Raw genomic sequence first — 21213 nt, 5'->3', positions numbered from 1 at the left:
GTCACGACCCGTTCACGTCCGCTCGCACGACGAACCGGACGCCGTCCGGGTCCCGGAGGGTCGCGACCCCGGGCCGCTCGAGGACCGTGTCCGTAGCTCCGAGCTCCCGCACCCGCTCGACTTCGTCGTCGAACCGGCCGCGCGAGACGAGGGTGAAGTACTGGCGATCCGTCGGCTTGCCCGTCTCGATCGGCTCGCCGCTCCAGGCCAGCTTCGTTCCACCGGCGGGCGACTGGATGGCCACCTCCTCGCCGACGTCCCAGACGACCGGCCAGCCGAGAGCGGTGCTCCAGAACTCTCCGGTCGCCCGCGTGCCCTCGCACGTGACCTCGCCCAGCGGGCCGCAACCCGCAAGATAGTCGTCGTCGTCTTCGATGACGCAGAACTCGTCGCCGACCACGTCCGCCATCGCCGCGTAGCCGCCCTCCGGAACGTGACCGTTGCCGCGAAGCCGCCCGCCGTGCTCGATGCAGGCCGCGATCGTCTCCGACTGGGTGCGGTCGGCGCGACTGAGGTGGAGGTGGAGTCGATTCCGCACAGCTCCGTGGCCCTGGCCACTGGCGAAACGCACTCCGACCTGGCGGGCATCGCCGGCCAGCAGGAGGCCACCGGGGTCATCACGCGCGGAACGTCCGAGCACCGCGCCCCAGAAGGCGGCGTCTCGCTCCGGGGCCTCCGAGAGGAACGTGACGGAGTGGAAGTCGAGGCTCATGAGGCGAGGCTAGCGACCCCCACGCTCAGCGCCAACCGTGTATCCACCGTGCACCCGCCGTCGATCGTCAGCGGTCCGAGCGCTTCGCCGTCGGGCCAGTAGCCGCGGGTGGCCGGCTCGATCGCGATGCACGACACCGTGCCCCACCACGGGAACCCCGGCGTGCGGTGCTCCTGCCAGACGTGCGCGTACGGGAACAGTGCCGGATCCCACTCGAGACGGGCGTAGGCCCCGGTCGCCGGATTGCGGATCGCCGCCGTGCCGCGGGCTCCGGAAGGCTCGGTGCGGAAACCGCCGGCGGACTCGCCCGTCGATGGGAGGTCGAGCTCGAGCAGCCGGCCGTCGAGGTCGACCGTGGTCGCGGAGGAGACCAGGGCCTCCCCGAAGGCCGGGTGCTCGGTCCAGGTGAGGCTCACGGGCTCCCGCGAGTAGTTCTCGACGGTCTGCTCGACGGTCAGCGTGCCCTCGCGCAACTCGAAGCGGCGGGTGACCGCGAGCGGGACGGTGCGCAGGACGATGGCCAGCGTGCACGACGACGGCCCCGACTCCATGATCCGCCAGCGACGCCAGGCCGCCTCGCCGTGGAACGGGTGCGCGACACCATCGACCTCCCGCTCCTCGCCGGCGTGCGGGACGAGCGTGTGCCAGCCTCCCGGATAGCGGCGGTGCCACGCCACCGACGATGACGGGGAGGACGACGCCGGGGGATGGTCGTCGGCCCAGTCCTCGTCGGCCCACGGCGTGCGCATCAGGAACTCGGTGCCGGACGCCCGGTCGGTCAGCGACAGGGTCGCCGCACCGGTCGCAGCGACCACGGCTTCCGTCGTCGGCGAGCGCAGCACGACGCGGTCACCGGAGGCGTCCGCCCGATCGACGAGCGGCGCGCGGGATCCGAACACCTCTCCGATCACCACGGCCGCGGGCCTGTCATCGAGCGCACCGACGGAGCGAAGGCGCCGTGGAAGATCGAGGAGGCCGCCCCGATGGCGCCCGCCTCCTCCTCCAGCACCGAGAGCTCGACGGTCACATGACGCGCAGTGCGCGCCGTCGGGATGCTGTTGACCGCCACGTCGAGCGCCCGCAGCACGATGTCGCGCAGCTCGGGCTCGAACGCCGGACCTCCCACGACCATCATCGGGAGGTCGAGCAGGTCGATCAGGCCGACGGCGCCGCGGGCGATCACGTCGGCGACCCGGTGCGCCGCCTCCACCGCCTCCGGAACCCCGCGGCCGACCTCCCGGCACATCTCCGCGTACGTGCGTGCGGGGCCGGCGTATCCGAGTTCCAGGGCGATCTCCGGGATCGCGGTGGTCGGATTGCACTCCCGCACCAGCGTCGGCCGGCCGAGCTCGTCGAGCTGTCCGATCTGGATGGCGGCGAGCTGGCCGAACTCTCCCGCGTTCGAGCTGGTGCCCCGGTAGACGTCGCCGTTGAGGACGAGCCCCGAGCCGATGCCGGTGCCGAAGTACAGGTACACGAAGTCGCCGGCCCGCCGGGTGCGTCCGATCCAGCGCTCGCCGATCGCCGCCGCCTCGCCGTCCTTCTGCACGAGGACGCCGCAGTTCAGCCGCTCGGTCAGCAGCCGCCGCAGCGGGACGTTGCGCCAGGCCCGCGAGAGCGGCAGCTCCAGGAGGTCGCCGTCGGGGGTGATCGGGCCCGGGGTCGCGACGCCGACGCCGAGGAAGGTACTGCGGTCGATGCCGGAGGCGGCGAGCATCTCCTGCAGGAGGAGGTCGATGCTCGCGACCAGCTCGTCCGGTGACACCTCCCCGTCGAAGTGCTCCGAGCGGCGCTCGATGACCGTGCCGTCCAGTTGCGCCAGCACGCACGTCATCCGCTCCGGGTCGACGAGGACTCCCGCGGCGTGGGCGGCCTGCGGCCGCAGTCGAACGGGCGTGCGCGGCTTGCCCACCTTCTCGCTGCGGAGCTGGTCGCCCTCGGCGAGGAGTCCGCGCTCGATGAGCCCGCGCAGGATGCGCGATACCGACTGCTGGGTGAGGCCGGTCCGCTCCGAGATCTCGGTGCGGCTGATCGAGCCGGCCTGCCGGATGGTCTCGAGGATCGTGGCCTCGTTGAACGAGCCGAGGTCGTACTGGTTCGCGCCGGGGCGGCCCCCGAGCCCTGCCTGGGGTGCGCGGCGTCGCTGCAACGGCTGCCCGGCGGGGGTGCGGCCGCCGGAGGCGGAGCCGTCGAGGATGTCGGTCACGGAGCCTCCAGTGCGCCATCGGGGCGGCGCACCCCGGCGGCCCACGCGTCATGCCCCGACAGCTCCGCGGGGTGGCGCGCCGCCTCCGCCTCGTCGAGGTCGATGCCCCACCCGGGTGCGTCGTTGGGGGTGAGCCAGCCGTTCACGATTCGAAGCGTACCGGGGAACACCCGATGCGTGGCCTCGTTGTAGACGTGCCCCTCCTGGATGCCGAAGGCGGGCGACACGACGTCGAGGGTCACGTTCGCCGCGGCGCCGATCGGGGAGGTGTCGCCGGGGCCGTGCCACGCCGTGCGCACGCCGAACACCTCGGCGAGGTCGGCGAGCTTCTTGGCGGGCGTGAGGCCTCCGATATCCGAGACGTGGCTGCGGATCAGGTCGACCCCTCCGCCGCTGATGAGCCGGGCGGCGTCGGTGAACGACGTGGTCAGCTCCCCGACCGCGATCGGGATCGGGGAGGCCGCGCGCACCTCGGGCAGACGGTCCCAGTGCTCGGGCGCCAGCACGTCCTCCAGGAAGAACAGGCGGTAGGGCTCCAGCGCCCGCGCCAGCCAGACGGCGTCTTTCGGCGTCAGGCGCGAGTGCACGTCGTGCAGGAGCTCGATGTGGGCGGGGAGGCGGTCGCGGGCCGCCTCGAACAGCGCCGGGGTGCGCCGGAGGTAGTCGCGCGCGCTCCATCCCTCCGGGTACGGGGCGTCCGGGTACTCGCCCGGCACGCGCGGAGCGCCGTAACCGCCGCCGCCCGGTGTCGACTGCTGCAGGCGCACGAAGCGCTGGCCCTGCTCGATCAGCCGCTCCGCATCCTCCAGCGTCTCGTCGATCGTGCGACCGGAGGCGTGCAGATACGTGTCGGCGGCGGCGCGCACCTTGCCGCCGAGCAGCTCGTAGACGGGCATGCCCGCCCGCTTGCCCGCGATGTCCCACAGCGCCTGGTCGATGCCCGAGATGGCGTTGTTCGTCACCGGGCCGCCGCGCCAGTAGCCCGTGAAGCCGACCAGGCGGGTGAGATCGCCGATGTCGCCGGGGTAGCGGCCGAGGAGGAGGCGCGCAGCATGCTCGTTGACGAACGTCTCCACCGCCTTCCACCGCTGCGTGAACGTGGCGCAGCCGAGGCCGTACAGCCCGGGCACGTTCGTCTCGATCTTCACCACGACCAGCGCCGTCCCCTCCGGCGCGGTCGTGATGGCGCGCACGGAGGTGATGCGGATGTCCTCCCGGGGTGTCCACGGGTTGGCGAAGGTCGAGGGCGTGGCGTCGGTCACGGCGTGCTCCTGAGGTCGGGGAAGTCGGGGAAGTCGGGGAGGTCGAGTGTCGGCAGGTCGAGTTCGTGCTGGGCGCGGAAGCCGATGATCCGCGCCGCCGGGGTCAGGTCGATGGGGACCTCCCGGCCGGCGAACGCCCGGGTGCGCAGCATCCGCGGTGCGAAGCGGTCGAGGAGGTCGTCGGTGCGGTAGGGCACGATCGTGGTCGGCGCCGCGAGGTAGAAGGCGGGCGCGCCGCGGACCTCCGCGGTCAGGCCGCGCTCGACGGCGACCGCGGCGTCGCGCACATCGAGGTACGACCAGCCTTCGGTGAGCGCCGGCCGAGGATTCTCGGTGGACTCCGCCGACACCCGTTCCAGCTCCGACCGTGTGTTGGTGTGCGGGAAGCGCAGGGTGACGACGTCCATGCCCCAACGGCGCCAGACCATCCGCGACGTGTTCTCGTCGTTCAGCTTGGAGAGCGAGTACCAGTCGGACACATCGGCGGGGATGTCGGTGTCCAGCGGGAAGTATGGAGGCAGCTCCTCCGGATCGATGCCCTGGGGCAGCCCGTACCGGTTGATGCTCCCGGCGATGACGGCCCGGCGGAGGCCGCGCTCGGCGGCTCGCGTCAGCACGGCGAAGGTGGAGACCACGTTGGTGCTGTAGACGTCGAACGCGGGCGCGATGTCCCGGTGGGCGAGGGCCGCCAAGTGCACGACGGCCTCCACGCCGTCGAGTGCGACGTCGACGTCGTCCGGAGAGCGGGCGTCCCCGGCGACGACGCGGTCCGCGCCGTCCACCGGAGCGCCGTCGAGCGACATCGCCGTCACCGCCGCGCCGAGCTCGGCGAGGTGTGCGGTCGTCACCCGCCCGATCCGTCCCGCCGCTCCGGTCACGAGGATGCGCGACCCTGCCAGCACGCTCATCCCTTCAGCCCCGAGGCCGAGCTGACGCCCCGCAGGAACTGCTTCTGGAAGATCACGAACAGGATCACCGGGATGATGATCGTGAGGAACACGGCCGCCATCTGCACCGAGAACGGCATCGCGCCGTTCGGCATGTTCGCGAGCGTGACCGACACCGGCTGCAGGTTGGGCGACGACAGCACGAGCATCGGCCAGAGGTAGTCCTTCCAGGAGGCCACGATCGTCAGGAGCGCGATCACGCCGAGGATCGGCCGGGACAGCGGCAGGATGAGCGTCGTGAAGACGCGAACAGCGCCCGCGCCGTCGATCTTCGCCGCCTCGATCAGCTCGCGGGGGATCGAGTCGAAGAAGCGCTTGAGCACGATCACGTTGAAGGCGCTCGCCCCGGCCGGCAGCCAGACGCCCCAGAACGTGTTCTGGAGGTTCACGCCGATGACCGGCATCTTGAGGATGGTGAGGTACAGCGGCACGAGCGAGATCACGCCGGGCAGGAAGAGGGTGGCGAGCACCGCGCCCGACAGGATCGGCCCCCACTTGGGCCGGAGGGCGCTGAGCAGGTAGGCGCCCGTCGCACTCACGAACAGGGTCGCGATCGTGCTGCCGAGGGCGACGAAGACCGTGTTGCCCAGCGACGAGCCGATCTGCGCGCCGTCCCAGGCCTGCCCGATGTTGCCCCACTGGATCGGCTTCAACCAGATGTTCATGGGGTCGCGGAGGATGTCCTGGCTCGTGGAGACCGACGCGCGCGCCGACCAGATGAGCGGGCCGAGACCGGCGAACAGGAGGCCGACCAGCATGACGATCTGCAGCACCCACATCCAGACGCGCACGACGGGACGGTTGCGGTCCGCGATCGAGATCGCGCCGCGCTCGCGCGCCTCCTTCACCTTCGTTCGGCGGCGCCGACGAGGCTGCGTCTCCTGTTGCGGGTCGTCGATGGGGTCGACGATGACCCCGGATCCGATGACGGTCATGACGGGCTCCACCTCCTGGTGACGTAGTAGTAGACGACCGAGAGCAGGCACAAGAAGAGTGCCAGGAGCACGCTCAGCGCCGTCGCCGAGCCGTAGTCGCCGTTGACGAAGGCGTACTTGTAGATCTTGAGCATCACGGTCTGGGTCGCATTGTTCGGTCCGCCTCCCGTGAAGAGGAAGGGCTCGGTGAAGAGCTGGAACGTTCCGATCAGCTGCAGCAGCATCATGATGAAGATGATGTTGCGCAACTGGGGGAGGGTGACGTGCCACAGCCGCGACCAGATCCCCGCCCCGTCGATCTCGGCCGCTTCGTAGAGCTCCGAGTTGATCCCGCCGATCGCCGCGAGGTAGATGATCGCGGTCGCGCCGGCGCCTGCCCACGTCGTGTAGAGCACGAGCGAGGGCATCGCCATCGCCTCGGAATTGAGCCACGGGTACGGGCCGAGGCCGAACCAGTGGAGGATCGAGTTGAAGATTCCGTCGGAGGACGGGTCGTAGAAGAACTTCCACAGCAGGATGCCCGCGACCGGCGGGACGACCGCCGGAAGGTAGGCGAGGAGGTTGTAGGCCCAGGTGCCGCGACGGAGCTCGTTGATGAACACCGCGAGGATGATCGGCACCGGGAAGCCGAGGACGAGCCCGAGAAGCGCGTAGTAGGCCGTGTTGAGCGCGGCTTGCGGGAGCTCGGGATCGGTGAGGACGAACTGGAAGTTGCTGAGACCGACCCAGGTCGCCGGCGCCACGAGGTTCGTCTTCTGGAAGCTCATCACCAGGCCGCTGACCACGGGTCCCCAGCTGAAGTAGAGGAACGTCAGCACGATCGGGACCGCGAAGAGCACCGCCACGAGTCCGCCCGAGCGGTACCAGCCGGCGAGGGTGAGCCTGCGCCTGCGGCGCGGGACGCGGCCGGGCGCTGTCGTGCGCGCCGTCGGCCGTTCGAGAGTCTGTGTCATCGTGTAGCTCGCTTTCATCGGGCGGTGGGGCGGCACGCGGGCCGCCCCACCGCCGGGGCTCAGCGCTGCTGGGCCAGGTTCCGGTCGATCGCGGTCGACGCCTGCGATACGAGCTGCTTGATGTCGGCGTTCTGGTCGGTGAGGACCTTCTGCACGACCGGGTCGAGGGTCGCGTAGGTGTTCTGCGCGTCCGCCGGCTCGGGGATCAGCTTGAGCTTGGAGTCGATGTAACCGGTGAACTGGTCACGCGGCACGTTGATCTCGTCCTTGATCCAGCCCAGGTAGGTGTCGTAGACCGACGGGCTCACCGGCGGCAGGCCGGGAGTGCCGACCGCGGTGTTCGACGCGGCGTCCGCCTGCGCGGAGGCGACGGCGAAGTCTTGGTCGAAGTACTTCTGGAAGTTCATGAACTCGACCCAGCGTGCCGCGGCGAGCAGCTCGTTCGGGGACGCCTTCGCGTTGAACATGGCGATGGTGCCGCCGGTGAGCGTGCCGTGGTCGCCGTCGGCCTGGGGGAGGGCGCCCTGACCGTAGTCGGCCGCCTTCATCCCGTAGTTGTGGATGGCCTGGTCGTACGCGTCGGGAGCCTGCATGACCATGCCGATCTTGCCGGCGGCGAACGCCTTGCGGATGTCGTCCTGGTTGTAGAGGAACTGGCTGCCCATCGAGTTGTCCTTCCAGCGCATGTCGTGCAGCAGCTGGAGGGCCTTCTCGGTCGGGGCGCCCATGGTCGTCTTCTTGCCCTTGCTGTCGGTGACCGTGCCGCCCATGCTGTAGGTCATCGTCGTGAGCATCCAGCCGCCGGTGTTGTTGGTGGTCAGCTGGGCGTAGCCGGCGACGTTCGGCACCTTCTGGGCGATGGTCTTGGCGTACTGCTGCACCTCGTCCCAGGTCGTCGGCGGCTTGTCGGGGTCGAGCCCCGCCTGCTGGAAGATGGCCCGGTTGTAGGCGATGCCGACGGAGAACAGGCCGTAGGGCACGGTGTAGACGTCGCCCTTGCTGTCCTTCACGTTGTCGAGAGCGAGCGGGTTGAGCTTGTCGAGCAGCCCGATCTGCTTCCGATACGGCGTCATGTCGGGAAGCTGCCCGTTGGCGATGAGCTGCTTGCTGTAGGTCAGCGAGACGTTCATCGTGGTCGGCAGCGTGCCTCCGGCGAGCTTCGCCTGGAAGGTCTGCGCCTGCCAGTACTCGGTCGACGGCTTGACGGTGATGTTCGGATAGAGCTTCTCGAAGTCGTCGACCTTCTTCAGGAAGTTCTCTCGATCGGCCTTCTTGTCGGCGGTCGGCTCGTCACCCACGGTGATGGTGACCTTCGCCTTCGGATCGGCTGTCGCGGTGCCCGTCCCGGCGCCACCGGCCGAGCATCCGGCCAGAGCGATCAGGGCGCCGGCGGCTGTCGCGGCCAGGCCGGCTCTCAGTACCTGTTTCTTCATTGAAACCCCTTGGTTGTGTGCTGCATGGAGTGCTGCATCCGCCCAGGTCGGCGGTATCCGTAAATATAAAACTCAGAGAGTTATTAATCAAGTGTGGAGGCGTCGACAACCATGCATATTTATTGGCGAATTAATTATGGAAACCACCTCCTCTATGGCCTTTGCTACAATTAATCCCGAAATAATTATGGTGAAGCGGTGTGCGAGTGATGCCGCAATAAATTCATGGGGGCACCAATGACTGTTTTCGGGAGATCTCCCGTCGTCAGCGCCGTCGAAGATGCGATCTCAACCCTCGCCGACGGCGGCGTGATCACGGAACGCGAACGCATCGACCTGAAAGAAGAAGCAGGGCGCCGCGACCGAGGCGGGAGGATACTGCCGGGGACCACTCGGAACGATGCGGCGATCGCCAAGCTGTGGCCCGAAGCGGCGTGTATGGCGAACACACCAGGCGGCGGGGCGCTTCTCGTCGGAGTCGATGACAACAGCCAGCTGATCGGAACGGAACTCGACGAGGAGTGGGTGCGTCGGCAGATCTATGACAAATCCGGCGGGCGCCTCACCTGTGAAGTCGCTTCGGTCGAGATTGCAGGCACGCGCGTGCTCGTCATCATCGCGCCGGAAGCGATAGAACCGGTCCGCGTCAACGACCGCGTCACCTGGCGGGTTGGTGACGCGTGTGTGGCCATCGACCCGTCTTCGTGGCATCAGCGGAGGATCCACCATCTGCGGGTGGATTGGTCGAGCCAGGCGAGCGAGTTCACGATCGACGATGCTCGGGCCACCGCGGTGGAGATTGCGCGGGACTTCTTGAAAGCTGCCGACGACCCATCGGCACGAGAACTCGCCGAGGCGTCAACACCAGACCTCTTCCGCCGTCTGAACGCGGTGGACGGTGACGGCCATCTGACGAATGCTGCAGCTCTGGTGTTCGTCGGTCGCGGACGCCCGGCATTGGACTACATCCGGCGCGATACGAATGGGTCCGACAGTGTTGCCAGGGTGCGGCTGGAGGATCGTTCGCTGCTCGAGGAACTCTCAGAGGTGTTTCGCACGTCGTTGGCGTACGACCCGGTGACGCATGTGGAGGAAGGTCTGACGCACGCACAGCTTCGGCAGATCCCCGAACGTGCGCTACGTGAAGCGATCGTCAACGGTGTCGCACACCGCGAATGGACGATCGCGGAGCCGACCGTTGTAGAACATGCCGGCGGGCGCCTGAGGGTGAGCAGCCCCGGTGGGTTCGTCAGTGGAGTGACCGAGGCCAACATCATCAACCACCCGTCATCCTCGCGTAATCAAGCGCTGGTGGAACTGCTGGCGTCGTTGAAGGTCGCGGAACGTGAGGGTGTCGGCGTCGACCGTATGTTTGGAGACATGCTGAGGCTTGGCTGCCCGGCGCCGGAGATCACGGAGAAGCCGGGCCCGCAGGTGGTGACCGTCCTGATCGGGAACAACCCGGACCTTGCCTGGCGGACGTGGCTTCGGATGATGAGCACCCCGTCGGTTCGCGATGACCTCCAGATGCTGATGTCGATTGCGTACCTCGTCGGCAACGGTTGGCTGGATGAGAACATGCTCGCCCCGTATCTTCAGGTCGATGTCTCCGAGGCCCGAGACACCGTCCGGAATCTCATCGCGGTGCAGTCTGCCGATGGCCCGCTCCTCCGCCCTGTAGCAGGCACCCCCGCCGGCTCGGCTCCCGCTTACGTGCTGGGCTCGAAAGCGCGTCAGCAGTTGTCGGAACTGGATTCGCTCGCAGGTGTCCGAAGGGACTGGCCCTCGAAGGAAGCTGTCGCGCTGACCTTCGTGCGCGGTCGCGGAAGGATCAGTTCGACGGAGCTCGGGGAGCTGATCGGCGCCAACCCGACGAATGTGGGTGGGATTCTCGCAGCTCTGGAAGCGGATGGGATCGTGCGACCGTCGCGTGAGACGCGGCGCGGCGCGGGATTCCACTACATCTACACGCCCTGACGGTCGGCAAGCCGCTCGTGTTCGCCCACTCGTCGCCTGCGGGCAACCTTGCAGGGCTACCTTTCCTGTCAACACGCGGAGGTGAACCATGACATACGCGGATGCATTCGACGTGATCGATGTCGGGGAGGGCCGCTGGGACGTCCAGTTGCAGCGTTCCCTGCTCGTCGTGGGCCAGGTCTGGCGCACGGCGCAGGGCTTCCTGCTGTGGGACTGGGCCGACCGGCAACTGGGGATGTTCGGGTCGCTGCCCGACGCGCTCCAGAGGCTCTGGGAGATGCAGCAGAGCGCCACGGCCTGACGTGCCAGGGACCCTGACGTGCCGAGGCCGCGGCTCGCCCTACTCGGCGGTCACCCGCCGCACGAACGTGTCCACGTGCTCGCGCAACTGGTCGATGCGGTGCTGCCGCGCGGCCTCCACGTCGAACCCGACGTACGCGAGCGGCGCGCGCTTGCGCACGTTGGCCGAGCACTGGAACTCGGCGCAGACGAGGGTGCCGAGCGTGTCGCCCTTGCGGCCGGCGGCGCCGGCGCGCTTGGCGATGAAGAAGACGACTTCGTTGGGCAGGTGCACGTCTTCGCACCACGAGCACTGCGGCCGGCTGCGGACGCCGCCCTCGGCCTTGCGAAGGAGGACGCCGACGGGCTCGCCGTCGACCTCCACGACCACGTAGCCCTGGTTCGGGTTCTTGCGGTCGCGCCAGCCGAGGTAGTCGAGGTCGTCCCAGCGCAGGGGTTCGAGATCGGGGAGGGTGAGCTCCTTGCGTTCGCGCTGAGAGGCGTTCACGAAGGAGGAGCGGAGCTGCTGGTCGGTAAGGGGAAGCATGGATGGATGTCCTGTCTGTCTGGAGGGTGCGCACGGCGCGCGGGCACGACGAACGGCCCGGAAGGATGCGCGGAGCGCGGGATCACGAGAGGAGAGACAGGACTATCTCGCGCCGGCGATGACGACGCCGACGACCTCCAGACGCCCCGGGAGCGGGGCTGAGACGGACTGATCCACGGAGGGCAGTCTACGCTCCGGGCGCACCCGTGAGTTCGCGGACGTTGTCGTAGCGGGCGAACGCATCCCGGCTGATCCGCACCGAGTCGAGCTCGCCGCCCGGCGCGTAGTCCTGCTCGAGCAGTACGTAGCGGAAGTTCGGGAGGGTGTCGACGGCGTCGATGATGCGCTGGATCGGGAGGATGCCGGTGCCGACCTCGGCGAACGTCTCGGGGAGGGCGACCTCCTGGAAGAGCTCCATCGTGATGGAGGCGTTGGGCGCGACGACACCGTCATACAGGTTCAGCGGCTGCGGCGCCTCTTTCGGGAAGTCCTTCTGGTGGATGAGGATGAACCGGTCCGGGTGCTCGCGGAACCACTCGATCGGGTCGGCGCCTCCGCGGTACGCCCAGTAGGTGTCCATCTCGAACCGGACCAGCTCCGGGTCGGTGTTCTCCATCAGCAGCTGGTACGCGGTGCTGTCGCCGAAGCGCTGGAACTCCTGGAAATGGTTGTGGTAGTAGAACTCCATGCCGCGGTCGGCGACGAGCCGGCCCACCTGGTTGAAGAAGTCGGCCCGGCGCTTGACGTAGTCCACGTCGCCGTAGGGGTAGAACTCGATGTCGCAGCCGATCCGCGGGTTGCCGATCTGCTGGTGGAAGTCGAGCACCGCGGGCAGGCGGTCGAGATCGAGCGGGTTGATGTGGCAGCCGACGATCGAGACGCCGCGCCGCTGCATGAAGTCGGACAAGAAGTCCGGTGTGATGCCGAAGCCGATCCCGTCGTCGGTGCCCGCCTGGTGATTGGCGCCCTCCAGGCGGGTGAACCCGAGGTCGGCGAGCGCGTCGAGCGTCACCTGCGGGTCGGCCCGGAGCGCGTTGCGCACCGAGTAGAGCTGGATTCCTATTTCTACGGCCATGTCAGCTTTCCTTTTCCTGCCATCTGTTGATCGTGAAGTCGAGGAACCGCTCGAACGCGGCGACCATGTCGAACCGGCGGTTCAGCAGCCACTGCAGCTGGAGGCCGTCCATCATGGCGCTCAGCGCGCGACCCTCCTCGCGGTACTGCGCCTCGGGGAGCGCGACGATCTCGCCCCGCTCCGCGGCCAGGCGCAGGTTCTGCTCGAGCGAGTCGGCCACGGCCTCGTACCGCTCGACGAAGAACCCGTGCGCGGGATGATCCTCCGCCGTCGCCTCCGCGCTCAGCGTCGTGAAGAACTCGACGTACTCGGGATGCTCCCGGCTGTACCGCATGCGCGTGCGGAGCACGTCGATGTGCGCGAGGCCCGTGTACCTCCGGTCGTCGACCTGCCCGGCGTCCCACTCGGCGAGCACGGCGGTGAGGAGGCCGTCCTTGCTGCCGAAGAGGGCGATGATCTGCGACGCGGGCGCGCCGACCGCCTCGGCGATCATCCGCAACGACCCGCCGCGGTAGCCGCGCTCGCCGAAGACGGCGATCGCCTGCTCGACGATCCGTCTGCGCTTCTCGATGCCGCTGCGGTACGGGCCCCTGGTGGTGGTCATCGATGAAACGGTAACAACTGTTCATGATTCGGTCAAGGCGGCCTTCGGCATCAACGCCACCACCGGCGCGCTCACGGCCAGCAGCCCCAGCACCACGATCAGCGTCACTTCCATGCCGCCGACGAAACCCACCCCGGAGGCTCCGAAGAACACCGACACGACCACGGCCGAACCGATCGCCGACGCCAGCTGCTGGATGGAGCCGAGCGAGCCGCTGGCGCTGCCGGCCTCCTCGGGCGTGGCGTCGCCGAGTGCGACGGTGGGGATCGTCGTGAAGCACAGGCCGATGCCGAGGCCGATGACGACGAACGTCGGAATCAGCGCCCAGACGCTCACCGCAGCACCGAGCGTCACCACCAGCGCAAGGAGCGCGCCGCACCCGAGCGCGCAGGTCGCCAGGCCGATGAGCACCAGACGGCGTCCGAGTCGCGTGACCAGGCCTCCCATCGCCGCGAAGGTCGCGATCAGGAGGCCGGCCGTGAGGGGGACCAGGGCGAGGGCCGTGTCGCGCGCCCCGACGTTCAGGCCCTCTTGCAGGAACAGCGACAGCACGAAGATCAGCCCCGTGCCGGCGGCGAACGTCGTCAAGCCGACGAGCATGCCGGAGGTGAACCCGCGGTTCTTCAGCAGCGACGGCACGATGAGCGGGTGGGCGGCAGTGCGCTGGCGGTAAGCGAAAGCGCAGAAGAACAGCACGCCGATGACGATCGCGGCGATCGGGAGGGGGCTCCAGCCATCCGTCGAGCCCTGGATGAGCCCGAAGAGCACACCGAGCATGCCGACGCCCAGCAGCCCGGAGGCCCAGCCGTCGACGACGGTCGAACGGTCGCCGGTGTCGCGCGGCAGGATGCGCACGGCCACGACGATCCCGATCGCACCGAGCGCCAGGTTGAGGAGGAAGATCGGCCGCCACGACAGCCCGAACAGGTCGGCGCTGACGATCAACCCGGCGAGCACCGGCCCGATGACGCTGGAGACCGCCAGCACCGGGCCGAACAGGCTGAAGGCCTTCGCGAGCATGTCGCGGCTGAAGGCCTTCGTCATGATGGCCACACCCTGCGGCAGCAGCAGCGCCCCGAACGCGCCCTGCGCGACGCGGGCGACGATGAGCAGTGTGGCGTCGGGGGCGAATCCGGCGACCGCCGAGGCCGCGGTGAAGCCCACCATGCCGACGAGGAAGAGCCTGCGCTGGCCGTACTTGTCGCCGAGCCGGCCTCCCACGATGAGCAGTGCGCCCATGGCGAGCAGGTAGGCCGGGCCGAGCCACTTGATCAGGCCCTCGCCTCCCCCGAGGTCGCGGGCGATGGTCGGGGCGGCGATGTTGGTCACGGTGCCGTCGATGACGTCGAGGGCGTCGGCGAGCAGCACCAGCCCGAGGATCGCCCACATCAGGCGACCCGCGCTTCGGGAGGTCGTGCTCGGCTGCGTGGCAGTGGTCATGGGACAGTCCTTCCGTCGCGGCCGTCTCTCGTCGGCGGCCTCCACCACTGCCACGAACAGGGGAGGCCGGATCCGACAGACGGTCGGAGAATCAGACCGACTACGCCAGCCGGTCCCGCCGCCGCGCAAGGGCTGCGGACTCCCCGCTGTTCGCCGCCAACTCGATCGCCCGATCGTAGGCCGCGCGGGCCTCCACGGGTCGGCCGAGCCGCCTCAGGAGGTCGGCTCGGGTCGCGTGGAACGCGTGATACCCGTCGAGCGGCTCGCCGAGCCGGTCGACCAGCGCGAGGCCGACCTCCGGGCCGTCGAGCTCGGCCACCGCGACCGCGCGGTTCAGCGCGACGATCGGCGACGGGTCGAGGCGCAGGAGCTGGTCGTAGAGCGCGACGACCTGCGACCAGTCGGTGTCGCCGATGCTGCGGGCGGAGGTGTGCACCGCGTTGACGGCGGCGAGGAGTTGGTAACGGTCGGGCGCCTCGCCGCCGGCGGCGACAGCGGCCAAGCGCGAGCGCACCAGCGCGCGCCCCTCCGCGATCAGTGCCGCGTCCCAGTCCGCGCGGTCCTGCTCGTCCAGGGCGACCAGCTCGCCCTCGGCCGAGAGGCGGGCGCCGCGCCTCGCCTCCGTGAGCAGCATCAGCGCGAGCAGCCCGGTCGCCTCGCCGTCGTCGGGCAGGAGGTCGTGGACGAGCCGGGCGAGCCGGATCGCCTCGGCGGTCAGCTCGTGACGGACGGGCGCGGAGTCCGGGCCCGACGCCAGGTAGCCCTCGTTGAAGAGCAGGAACAGGACGACGAGCACGCCGGTCACCCGCGCCGGGAGGTCGTCGGTGCTCGGGACCCGGAACGGAATGTTCGCGGCGGCGATCTTCGCCTTCGCCCGGGTGATCCGCTGCCCGACCGTGTTCTCGGTCAGCAGGAACGCGTGCGCGATCTCGGGCACCGTCAGCCCCGCGACCAGGCGCAGCGTGAGCGCGAGCCGTGCCTCCATCGACAGGGCGGGATGGCAGCACACGAACATGAGCCGGAGTCGGTCGTCGGCGACCGCCCCGAGCGGTTCGGGCGGTGTCTCGTCGTGCAGCATCAGCGCCTCCCGGTGCTTGTCGTCGCGTCTGCTCTCGCGGCGGAGGCGGTCGATGGCCTTGCGGGCGGCGGTGGTCGTGATCCAGGCGCCGGGGTTGGGCGGCACGCCGTCGACCGGCCACCGCTCCACCGCCGTCGCGAACGCCTCGGCGGCCGCCTCCTCGGCGATGTCGAGGCTGCCGAACCGGCGGGCCAGGCCTGCGACCACCCGGGCCCACTCGTCGCGGTGCACCCGGGTGATCACCGCCTCCACGTCGGTCATGCGAACGGGCGCACCTCGATCTTGCGGTCGCAGGCTTCGGAGGCCTCGGCCGCCAGCGCCAGCGCGACATCCAGATCGGGAACGTCCCAGACCCAGAGCCCGGCCAGGTACTCCTTCGACTCGATGAACGGGCCGTCGCTGAACACCGGCTTCTCGCCCCGGTTGTCGATCACGGTCGCGGCCTCGGTATCGGCGAGCCCGCCGGCGAAAACCCAGTAGCCCTCGGCGATCAGCTTGTCGTTGAACGCGTCGATCAGGGGCATCCGGTCGGTGCTGCCCGGGTCGACCTTGTCGTCGATGACGGAAACCAGGTACTGCATGGGAAGGTCCTCTCCTCGGCGCCGAGCCGGCGCGGTTCGCGGGCCGGCGTCGTCTGCGCCGCCTCATCACTGCTACGAACGGCGTCGGGCCAATCCGACCACGTGGAGGGGCGGATTCGGAAGAACCTCCGCCGGAAGCGTCGGTGCACTCCGTGGTATAACGTTGTAAACTTTCGCGCCGACAGAGGGGATCCGGATGGCGGCGACGCTGCACGACGTGGCCCGGCGGGCGGGCGTGTCGATCAAGACGGTGTCCAACGTCATCAACGACTACCCGCACATCCGCCCCACGACGCGGTCCCGGGTCGAGGAGGCCATCGCCGAGCTCGGCTACACGCCGAACCTGACGGCGCGCAGCTTGCGCTCGGGCCGCACGGGCACGATCGCCCTGGCCGTTCCCGACCTGGCACTGAACTACTTCGCCGAGCTGGCCGCTGCGGTGATCGCGGAGGCCGAGAGCGCAGGGTTCGCGGTGCTCGTCGAGCAGACCGGAGGCGAGCGCGAGCGGGAGCTGGAGCTGCTGCGGAGCCCGCGGCGCAAGCTCACCGACGGCCTGATCTTCAGCCCCCGCGGCATGGGGCAGGAGGACTCGGCGCGGCTCGACGTGCCGTACCCGCTGGTGCTGCTGGGCGAGCGGATCTTCGACGACAACGTCGACCACGTCACCATGCGGAACGTCGAGGCCGCCAAAGCGGCCACGGAGCACCTGCTCGCCGCCGGCCGGCGCCGGATCGCGATCGTCGGCGCCCACCCCGACGAAATCGTCGGCTCGGCGGGCCTCCGCCTGCGCGGCCATCGGGAGGCGCTCGAGGAGGCGGGCGTGCCGGTCGACCCGAACCTCATCACGTACACGGACCCGTGGCATCGGCTCAACGGTGCGACGAGCGTGCGGGCGCTCATCGAGTCGGGCGTGCCGTTCGACGCGGTGTTCGCCTTCAACGACGCCCTCGCATTCGGGGCGATGCGGGCGCTCGAGGAGGCCGGCCTCCACGTGCCGGAGGATGTCGCCGTGATCGGCTTCGACGATGTGGACGAGTCCGCGTACTCGATCCCGTCGCTGACGAGCGTCGATCCCGGCCGCGCCTGGATCGCGCACGCGGCCGTGCGTCGCCTCCTGGAACGGATCACCGCGCCCGACACCGCCGGCCCGGCGCGCCTCATGCTCGCCGACTACCGCATCGTCGAGCGCGAGTCGGTGGCCGCGCGGCGGTAGCCCGATCGCTTCGCTTGACACGGATGCGGGCTTTGCTACGCTCTACAACGTTTACCTATAACGTTGTAGACGACGAAACGAAGGGCCTCCATGAGCAGCGCACACCTCACCATCGACCCGGTCTTCGCGATCGGCGCCGTGCGCCGTCGCCTCTTCGGCGGGTTCGTCGAGCACCTCGGCCGCCACGTCTACGACGGCATCTACGAGCCGGGCCATCCCGAGGCTGACGAGGAGGGCTTCCGTCGCGACGTCATCGAGCTCGTCAAGGAGCTCGGGGTGTCCACCATCCGCTACCCGGGCGGCAACTTCGTCTCCGGCTTCCGCTGGGAGGACAGCGTCGGGCCGCGCGAGGACCGCCCGCGCCGTCTCGACCTGGCCTGGCACTCCACCGAGACCAACGAGGTCGGCCTCCACGAGTTCTCCTCCTGGCTGGACAAGGTCGGCAGCGACCTGATGATGGCCGTGAACCTCGGCACCCGCGGAACGCTCGAGGCGATCGACCTGCTCGAGTACGCCAACGTGCCCGGCGGCAGCACCCTCAGCGACCGCCGGATCGCGAACGGGCGGACGGAGCCGTTCGACGTGCGCATGTGGTGCCTCGGGAACGAGATGGACGGCCCGTGGCAGCTGGGCCACCGCTCAGCGGACGACTACGGCAAGCTCGCCTCCCAAGCGGCGAAGGGGATGCGGCAGCTCGACCCGTCGATCGAGCTGGTGGTCTGCGGCTCGTCCGGTGCCTCCATGCCCACCTTCGGCGAGTGGGAGCGCGTCGTGCTCAGCCACACCTACGACGACGTCGACTACATCTCGCTGCACGCCTACTACCAGGAGCGCAACGGCGACCTCGACAGCTTCCTGGCCTCCTCCACCGACATGGACCACTTCATCGAGTCGGTAGTCACCACGGCCGACCACGTGAAGGCGGTGCGCGGCAGCGACAAGACGATCAACCTCTCGTTCGACGAGTGGAACGTCTGGTACCTCGACCGCTGGGAGGGCGTCGACAAGATCGAGGGCATCGGCAACTGGCCCGTCGCCCCGCGCCTCCTGGAGGACGTCTACTCTGTCGCCGACGCCGTCGTCTTCGGCAGCCTGATGATCTCGCTCCTCAAGCACGCCGACCGGGTGACCAGCGCCTCGCTCGCGCAGCTGGTGAACGTGATCGCGCCGATCATGACCGAGCCGGGAGGCCCGGCCTGGCGCCAGACGACGTTCTTCCCGTTCTCGATCACCTCCCGTCTGGCGCGCGGTGACGCCCTCCGGCTCCCGATCGAGAGCCCGACGCACACGACCGCGGTCTACGGCGAGGTGCCCCTCGTGGACGCAGTTGCGACCCACGACGCTGAGGCCGGGCGGACCGCGGTGTTCCTGGTGAACCGGAGCCGGACGGAGACCGTCACGGTCACCGCTGACGTCGCCGCACTCGGTGAGGTGGGCATCCTCGAGTCGCACCTGCTGACCGACGAGGACGTGAGCGCCGCGAACACCGTGGAGGATCGCGAGCGGGTTGCTCCGACCGAGGCGCGCGTCTCGATCGCCGACGGCGTGCTGAGCGTTGAGCTGCCACCGGTGTCGTGGACGGCGGTCGCGCTGGGCTGAGGTCGGGCGGCGTCGTCGCCGGTCGGCTCTAGAGTCGAGGCGTGAACCGCACCGACCGCCTCTACGCCCTGGTGGAGGAACTGCGCGCGGTCGCGCCCCGGCCGCGCAGCGCCCGGTGGCTGGCCGAGCGGTTCGAGGTCAGCTCGCGCACGATCGAGCGCGACCTGTCGGCGCTGCAGCAGTCGGGCGTGCCGATCTGGGCGGAGCCCGGCCGGACCGGCGGGTACGCGATCGACCGTGCGCACACGCTCGCCCCGCTCGGGCTCACCGTCGACGAGGCGCTCGCCGTCACGGCGGGACTCGGGATGCTGGAGTCGAGCCCGTTCGCGGCGTCGGCGGCCTCCGCCCTCCGCAAAGTCGTGGCGGTGATGGACGAGCGGAACCTCCGGGAGGCCGCGGAGCTGGCGGGCCGCATCCACCTGCTCGATGAGGGGTCTTCGCCCGAAGCCATGCCAGGCGTCGAGGGTGTCGCGGGCCTCGACGGGGCGTTGCGCTCGGGGCGGGTGCTGCGGATCGCCTACCGCGATCGTGCCGGCGCCGAGACCGTGCGCGAGGTCGAGCCTCTCGGCTACGTGGGCAAGGGGCGCGACTGGTACCTGATCGGCTGGTGCCGGCTGCGCGACGGCGTCCGCGCCTTCCGCGGCGACCGCATCGCTTCGGTGGAGGCCACTGCCGAGCGCCCGCCGCGGCGGCCGCTCGACGTGGGGGATCTCGGCATCGTCTACGGCGACCTCCGCACTCTCAGTTTTGGCGAAGATCCGGACTAAACACCGACAGGACGGTGTCGCGCGCGCAGCGGAAGCTGGATCCACCGGGCCAACCGGCCCCGAACGAGAGGATCCTCATGGAGTTCGCATCCGTCCGCATCATCACCGACGACCTCGACCGGCTCGTCGCGTTCTACGAGCGCGTCCTGGACGTGCCCGCCAGTCGGCCGGCTCCGGTGTTCGCCGAGTTCCGCACGGCGGCCGGCGCACTCGCGATCGGGAGCACTGCCACTGTCGCGATGCTGGGGGAGGGCGGGCCGCGACCGGGGTCGAACGCGTCGGTCATCCTGGAGTTCGTCGTCGTCGATGTCGACGCCGAGTTCGCACGGTTGGAGGCGGAGCTGGACGACGTCGTGCTGCCTCCGACGACGATGCCGTGGGGGAATCGCTCCGCGCTGTTCCGCGATCCGGATGGGAACCTGGTGAACCTGTTCAGCCGACCCTTGACGTAAGGTATATACCTTCACGGTGCGTCTATATACTCGGTGGTATGACCCAGACCATGCCCGCTCCGCGCAGCAAGAAGCTCATTGCGTTTCGAGACGACCAGGTGGCAGCGCTTGCCGCCATCGCCGAGGACATGCACTCGAACTTCACCGCGACCGTGCTGGATGCCGTGGATGCCTACATCGCTGCGCACGACAAGACCGCTCAGCGGATGATCGACCGGATCGTGACCGAGAACGCCGGCCTGCTCGAGCGGCTGCGCGACGCGTGAGCGTGAGATATGTGACTCTCGACGAGTCGCTCCTCGCCATCACGGCCGTCCACGGCGGCAACCCGCTCGACTATGTCCGCGACACGGTGCTGCTGCAGTCGGCGCTCGAACGACCGGCGGCCACCCTCTTCGGCCGGGACGCCTATCCCGACCTCTACGCCAAGGGTGCCGCCCTCCTGCACTCGGTCTTACGCAACCACGCGCTGCTCGACGGCAACAAGCGCACCGGCTGGATCCTCTGCGTGCTCTTCTTCCACCTCAACGGCTACGAGGAGCACTACGACGAGGACGCCATGTTCGACACGATCCTGGCGATCGCTGAGGGCGGGTTGCAGGAGGTCGGCGACATCGCGCAGCGGCTGTCGGTGTGGTTCACGCCCGTCATGGGGGACACCGCGCGTGGTTGATTCAGGAGAGCAGCTCTCCCAATTCATCGAGGTGCTAGCGAGGGCGTACGGCGACGGAGGTGATGAGTCCTTCGCCAAGGACGTATTGGCAATCGCGTGGAGCGACTCCGCGGTTGAGCTTCTCGTCGATTCCGACCCTGGCACCCGGTTCTCTGGTCTGCCCGTTCGCGTCACACAGCAGCGACCGAGATCGCCCGCGGAGGCTGAATGGGATGCTGATTGGGTGGAACTTGTGTATGACCTGTTCGCGCATTCCAGCCCCCTCAGCGACTTGGGGACTCAACTCGCCTATCAATCCGTCACTCGGCTGGAGAACGCGGCTGACGTGGTCCTGACCGATGGCATTCGGAACGTTCGCTACACGGTGAAGTTGGCGGACTTGATTGACGGATGTCCCGATGACTTCGCAACGGACTTTCTGACCAATCACTGCTCGCCAGGTTCCTAGGCCCCCTTGCTGAGATGTTTCTCGTAGCTTCT

Annotated in this window: 22 protein-coding genes; 8 read left to right on the top strand and 14 right to left on the bottom strand. The window is 69.0% G+C overall.

What is annotated here, in order from left to right; translation table 11 throughout:
- Window position 1 precedes the first annotated feature (1 nt).
- From AC0HS0_RS05645 to AC0HS0_RS05610, 8 genes are read right to left on the bottom strand one after another with little or no spacing between them, the layout of a single operon-like run.
- Window positions 2-712, bottom strand: a complete 711-nt coding sequence (locus AC0HS0_RS05645; protein ID WP_472962347.1) for a VOC family protein — start codon at window positions 710-712, stop codon at window positions 2-4.
- On the bottom strand, window positions 709-1626 hold the full coding sequence (locus tag AC0HS0_RS05640; protein WP_472962346.1) for a hypothetical protein: 918 nt from the start codon (window positions 1624-1626) through the stop codon (window positions 709-711). Before AC0HS0_RS05640 ends, AC0HS0_RS05645 begins: the two co-directional genes overlap by 4 nt.
- The gene (locus AC0HS0_RS05635; protein ID WP_472962344.1) at window positions 1620-2918 is read right to left on the bottom strand and encodes an ROK family transcriptional regulator; all 1299 of its coding nucleotides are present in this window, start codon (window positions 2916-2918) and stop codon (window positions 1620-1622) included. The genes AC0HS0_RS05640 and AC0HS0_RS05635 overlap by 7 nt, the downstream gene beginning before the upstream one ends.
- Window positions 2915-4180, bottom strand: coding sequence for an enolase C-terminal domain-like protein (locus AC0HS0_RS05630; RefSeq protein ID WP_472962343.1), 1266 nt, complete (start codon window positions 4178-4180; stop codon window positions 2915-2917). The genes AC0HS0_RS05635 and AC0HS0_RS05630 overlap by 4 nt, the downstream gene beginning before the upstream one ends.
- Window positions 4177-5088 carry an NAD-dependent epimerase/dehydratase family protein gene (locus AC0HS0_RS05625; RefSeq protein ID WP_472962340.1) on the bottom strand — a complete coding sequence of 304 codons (912 nt, stop codon included), beginning with the start codon at window positions 5086-5088 and terminating at the stop codon, window positions 4177-4179. Before AC0HS0_RS05625 ends, AC0HS0_RS05630 begins: the two co-directional genes overlap by 4 nt.
- Window positions 5085-6062: a carbohydrate ABC transporter permease gene (locus tag AC0HS0_RS05620; RefSeq protein ID WP_472962338.1), complete on the bottom strand. Its 978-nt coding sequence runs from the start codon at window positions 6060-6062 to the stop codon at window positions 5085-5087. Before AC0HS0_RS05620 ends, AC0HS0_RS05625 begins: the two co-directional genes overlap by 4 nt.
- Window positions 6059-7015: a carbohydrate ABC transporter permease gene (locus AC0HS0_RS05615; protein WP_472962335.1), complete on the bottom strand. Its 957-nt coding sequence runs from the start codon at window positions 7013-7015 to the stop codon at window positions 6059-6061. Before AC0HS0_RS05615 ends, AC0HS0_RS05620 begins: the two co-directional genes overlap by 4 nt.
- Window positions 7016-7074: 59 nt before the next feature.
- Window positions 7075-8448, bottom strand: coding sequence for an extracellular solute-binding protein (locus tag AC0HS0_RS05610; protein WP_472962333.1), 1374 nt, complete (start codon window positions 8446-8448; stop codon window positions 7075-7077).
- Between the two features lie 237 nt (window positions 8449-8685).
- Here AC0HS0_RS05610 and AC0HS0_RS05605 point away from each other — a divergent pair, with 237 nt between their 5' ends.
- Complete coding sequence (locus AC0HS0_RS05605; protein ID WP_472962331.1) at window positions 8686-10425, top strand: ATP-binding protein; 1740 nt, start codon at window positions 8686-8688, stop codon at window positions 10423-10425.
- Window positions 10426-10513: 88 nt separating this feature from the next.
- Complete coding sequence (locus tag AC0HS0_RS05600) at window positions 10514-10726, top strand: hypothetical protein (RefSeq protein ID WP_472962329.1); 213 nt, start codon at window positions 10514-10516, stop codon at window positions 10724-10726.
- 39 nt (window positions 10727-10765) lie between these two features.
- Here the strand turns inward: AC0HS0_RS05600 and AC0HS0_RS05595 are convergent, their stop codons facing one another.
- The 6 genes from AC0HS0_RS05595 to AC0HS0_RS05570 all read right to left on the bottom strand — a co-directional run bounded on the left by AC0HS0_RS05595 (window position 10766) and on the right by AC0HS0_RS05570 (window position 16029).
- Entirely contained in the window at window positions 10766-11251 is a 486-nt protein-coding gene (locus AC0HS0_RS05595; RefSeq protein ID WP_472962327.1) for an FBP domain-containing protein, read from the bottom strand.
- A 187-nt stretch (window positions 11252-11438) separates the two neighbouring features.
- Entirely contained in the window at window positions 11439-12326 is an 888-nt protein-coding gene (locus tag AC0HS0_RS05590) for a sugar phosphate isomerase/epimerase family protein (protein WP_472962326.1), read from the bottom strand.
- A 1-nt stretch (window position 12327) separates the two neighbouring features.
- Window positions 12328-12930 carry a TetR/AcrR family transcriptional regulator gene (locus AC0HS0_RS05585; RefSeq protein ID WP_472962325.1) on the bottom strand — a complete coding sequence of 201 codons (603 nt, stop codon included), beginning with the start codon at window positions 12928-12930 and terminating at the stop codon, window positions 12328-12330.
- A 21-nt stretch (window positions 12931-12951) separates the two neighbouring features.
- Window positions 12952-14370 carry an MFS transporter gene (locus AC0HS0_RS05580; RefSeq protein WP_472962324.1) on the bottom strand — a complete coding sequence of 473 codons (1419 nt, stop codon included), beginning with the start codon at window positions 14368-14370 and terminating at the stop codon, window positions 12952-12954.
- Between the two features lie 100 nt (window positions 14371-14470).
- A complete protein-coding gene (locus tag AC0HS0_RS05575; protein WP_472962322.1) occupies window positions 14471-15709 on the bottom strand; it encodes an RNA polymerase sigma factor in 1239 nt (412 codons plus the stop codon).
- Window positions 15706-16029 (bottom strand): YciI family protein, encoded by a 324-nt coding sequence (locus AC0HS0_RS05570; RefSeq protein ID WP_472962320.1) that lies wholly within the window; start codon window positions 16027-16029, stop codon window positions 15706-15708. The genes AC0HS0_RS05575 and AC0HS0_RS05570 overlap by 4 nt, the downstream gene beginning before the upstream one ends.
- A 196-nt stretch (window positions 16030-16225) precedes the next feature.
- Here AC0HS0_RS05570 and AC0HS0_RS05565 point away from each other — a divergent pair, with 196 nt between their 5' ends.
- The 6 genes from AC0HS0_RS05565 (at window position 16226) to AC0HS0_RS05540 (ending at window position 20733) form a co-directional block, all read left to right on the top strand.
- On the top strand, window positions 16226-17242 hold the full coding sequence (locus AC0HS0_RS05565) for a LacI family DNA-binding transcriptional regulator (protein WP_472962318.1): 1017 nt from the start codon (window positions 16226-16228) through the stop codon (window positions 17240-17242).
- Window positions 17243-17332: 90 nt separating this feature from the next.
- Window positions 17333-18841 (top strand): arabinosylfuranosidase ArfA, encoded by a 1509-nt coding sequence (gene arfA / locus AC0HS0_RS05560; protein WP_472962317.1) that lies wholly within the window; start codon window positions 17333-17335, stop codon window positions 18839-18841.
- Between the two features lie 41 nt (window positions 18842-18882).
- Complete coding sequence (locus AC0HS0_RS05555; RefSeq protein WP_472962316.1) at window positions 18883-19608, top strand: helix-turn-helix transcriptional regulator; 726 nt, start codon at window positions 18883-18885, stop codon at window positions 19606-19608.
- Window positions 19609-19685: 77 nt separating this feature from the next.
- Window positions 19686-20060 (top strand): VOC family protein, encoded by a 375-nt coding sequence (locus AC0HS0_RS05550; protein ID WP_472962314.1) that lies wholly within the window; start codon window positions 19686-19688, stop codon window positions 20058-20060.
- 38 nt (window positions 20061-20098) lie between these two features.
- Window positions 20099-20326, top strand: a complete 228-nt coding sequence (locus tag AC0HS0_RS05545) for a hypothetical protein (RefSeq protein WP_472962313.1) — start codon at window positions 20099-20101, stop codon at window positions 20324-20326.
- A gap of 11 nt (window positions 20327-20337) precedes the next feature.
- Window positions 20338-20733, top strand: a complete 396-nt coding sequence (locus AC0HS0_RS05540) for a type II toxin-antitoxin system death-on-curing family toxin (protein ID WP_472962312.1) — start codon at window positions 20338-20340, stop codon at window positions 20731-20733.
- Window positions 20734-21213 lie beyond the last annotated feature (480 nt).

Source organism: Leifsonia sp. PARNA 1/14 (genome assembly GCF_055720965.1).
This window is presented reverse-complemented; position numbering and strand designations above follow the sequence as displayed.

Coding starts and splice junctions, on each gene's coding strand:
- AC0HS0_RS05550 (WP_472962314.1), top strand. CDS start 19,686: ATGGAGTTCGCATCCGTCCGCATCATCACCGACGACCTCGACCGGCTC.
- AC0HS0_RS05545 (WP_472962313.1), top strand. CDS start 20,099: ATGACCCAGACCATGCCCGCTCCGCGCAGCAAGAAGCTCATTGCGTTT.
- AC0HS0_RS05645 (WP_472962347.1), bottom strand. CDS start 712: ATGAGCCTCGACTTCCACTCCGTCACGTTCCTCTCGGAGGCCCCGGAG.
- AC0HS0_RS05575 (WP_472962322.1), bottom strand. CDS start 15,709: ATGACCGACGTGGAGGCGGTGATCACCCGGGTGCACCGCGACGAGTGG.
- AC0HS0_RS05595 (WP_472962327.1), bottom strand. CDS start 11,251: ATGCTTCCCCTTACCGACCAGCAGCTCCGCTCCTCCTTCGTGAACGCC.
- AC0HS0_RS05600 (WP_472962329.1), top strand. CDS start 10,514: ATGACATACGCGGATGCATTCGACGTGATCGATGTCGGGGAGGGCCGC.
- AC0HS0_RS05570 (WP_472962320.1), bottom strand. CDS start 16,029: ATGCAGTACCTGGTTTCCGTCATCGACGACAAGGTCGACCCGGGCAGC.
- AC0HS0_RS05580 (WP_472962324.1), bottom strand. CDS start 14,370: ATGACCACTGCCACGCAGCCGAGCACGACCTCCCGAAGCGCGGGTCGC.
- AC0HS0_RS05585 (WP_472962325.1), bottom strand. CDS start 12,930: ATGACCACCACCAGGGGCCCGTACCGCAGCGGCATCGAGAAGCGCAGA.
- AC0HS0_RS05615 (WP_472962335.1), bottom strand. CDS start 7,015: ATGACACAGACTCTCGAACGGCCGACGGCGCGCACGACAGCGCCCGGC.
- AC0HS0_RS05565 (WP_472962318.1), top strand. CDS start 16,226: ATGGCGGCGACGCTGCACGACGTGGCCCGGCGGGCGGGCGTGTCGATC.
- AC0HS0_RS05590 (WP_472962326.1), bottom strand. CDS start 12,326: ATGGCCGTAGAAATAGGAATCCAGCTCTACTCGGTGCGCAACGCGCTC.
- AC0HS0_RS05605 (WP_472962331.1), top strand. CDS start 8,686: ATGACTGTTTTCGGGAGATCTCCCGTCGTCAGCGCCGTCGAAGATGCG.
- AC0HS0_RS05625 (WP_472962340.1), bottom strand. CDS start 5,088: ATGAGCGTGCTGGCAGGGTCGCGCATCCTCGTGACCGGAGCGGCGGGA.
- arfA (WP_472962317.1), top strand. CDS start 17,333: ATGAGCAGCGCACACCTCACCATCGACCCGGTCTTCGCGATCGGCGCC.
- AC0HS0_RS05620 (WP_472962338.1), bottom strand. CDS start 6,062: ATGACCGTCATCGGATCCGGGGTCATCGTCGACCCCATCGACGACCCG.
- AC0HS0_RS05610 (WP_472962333.1), bottom strand. CDS start 8,448: ATGAAGAAACAGGTACTGAGAGCCGGCCTGGCCGCGACAGCCGCCGGC.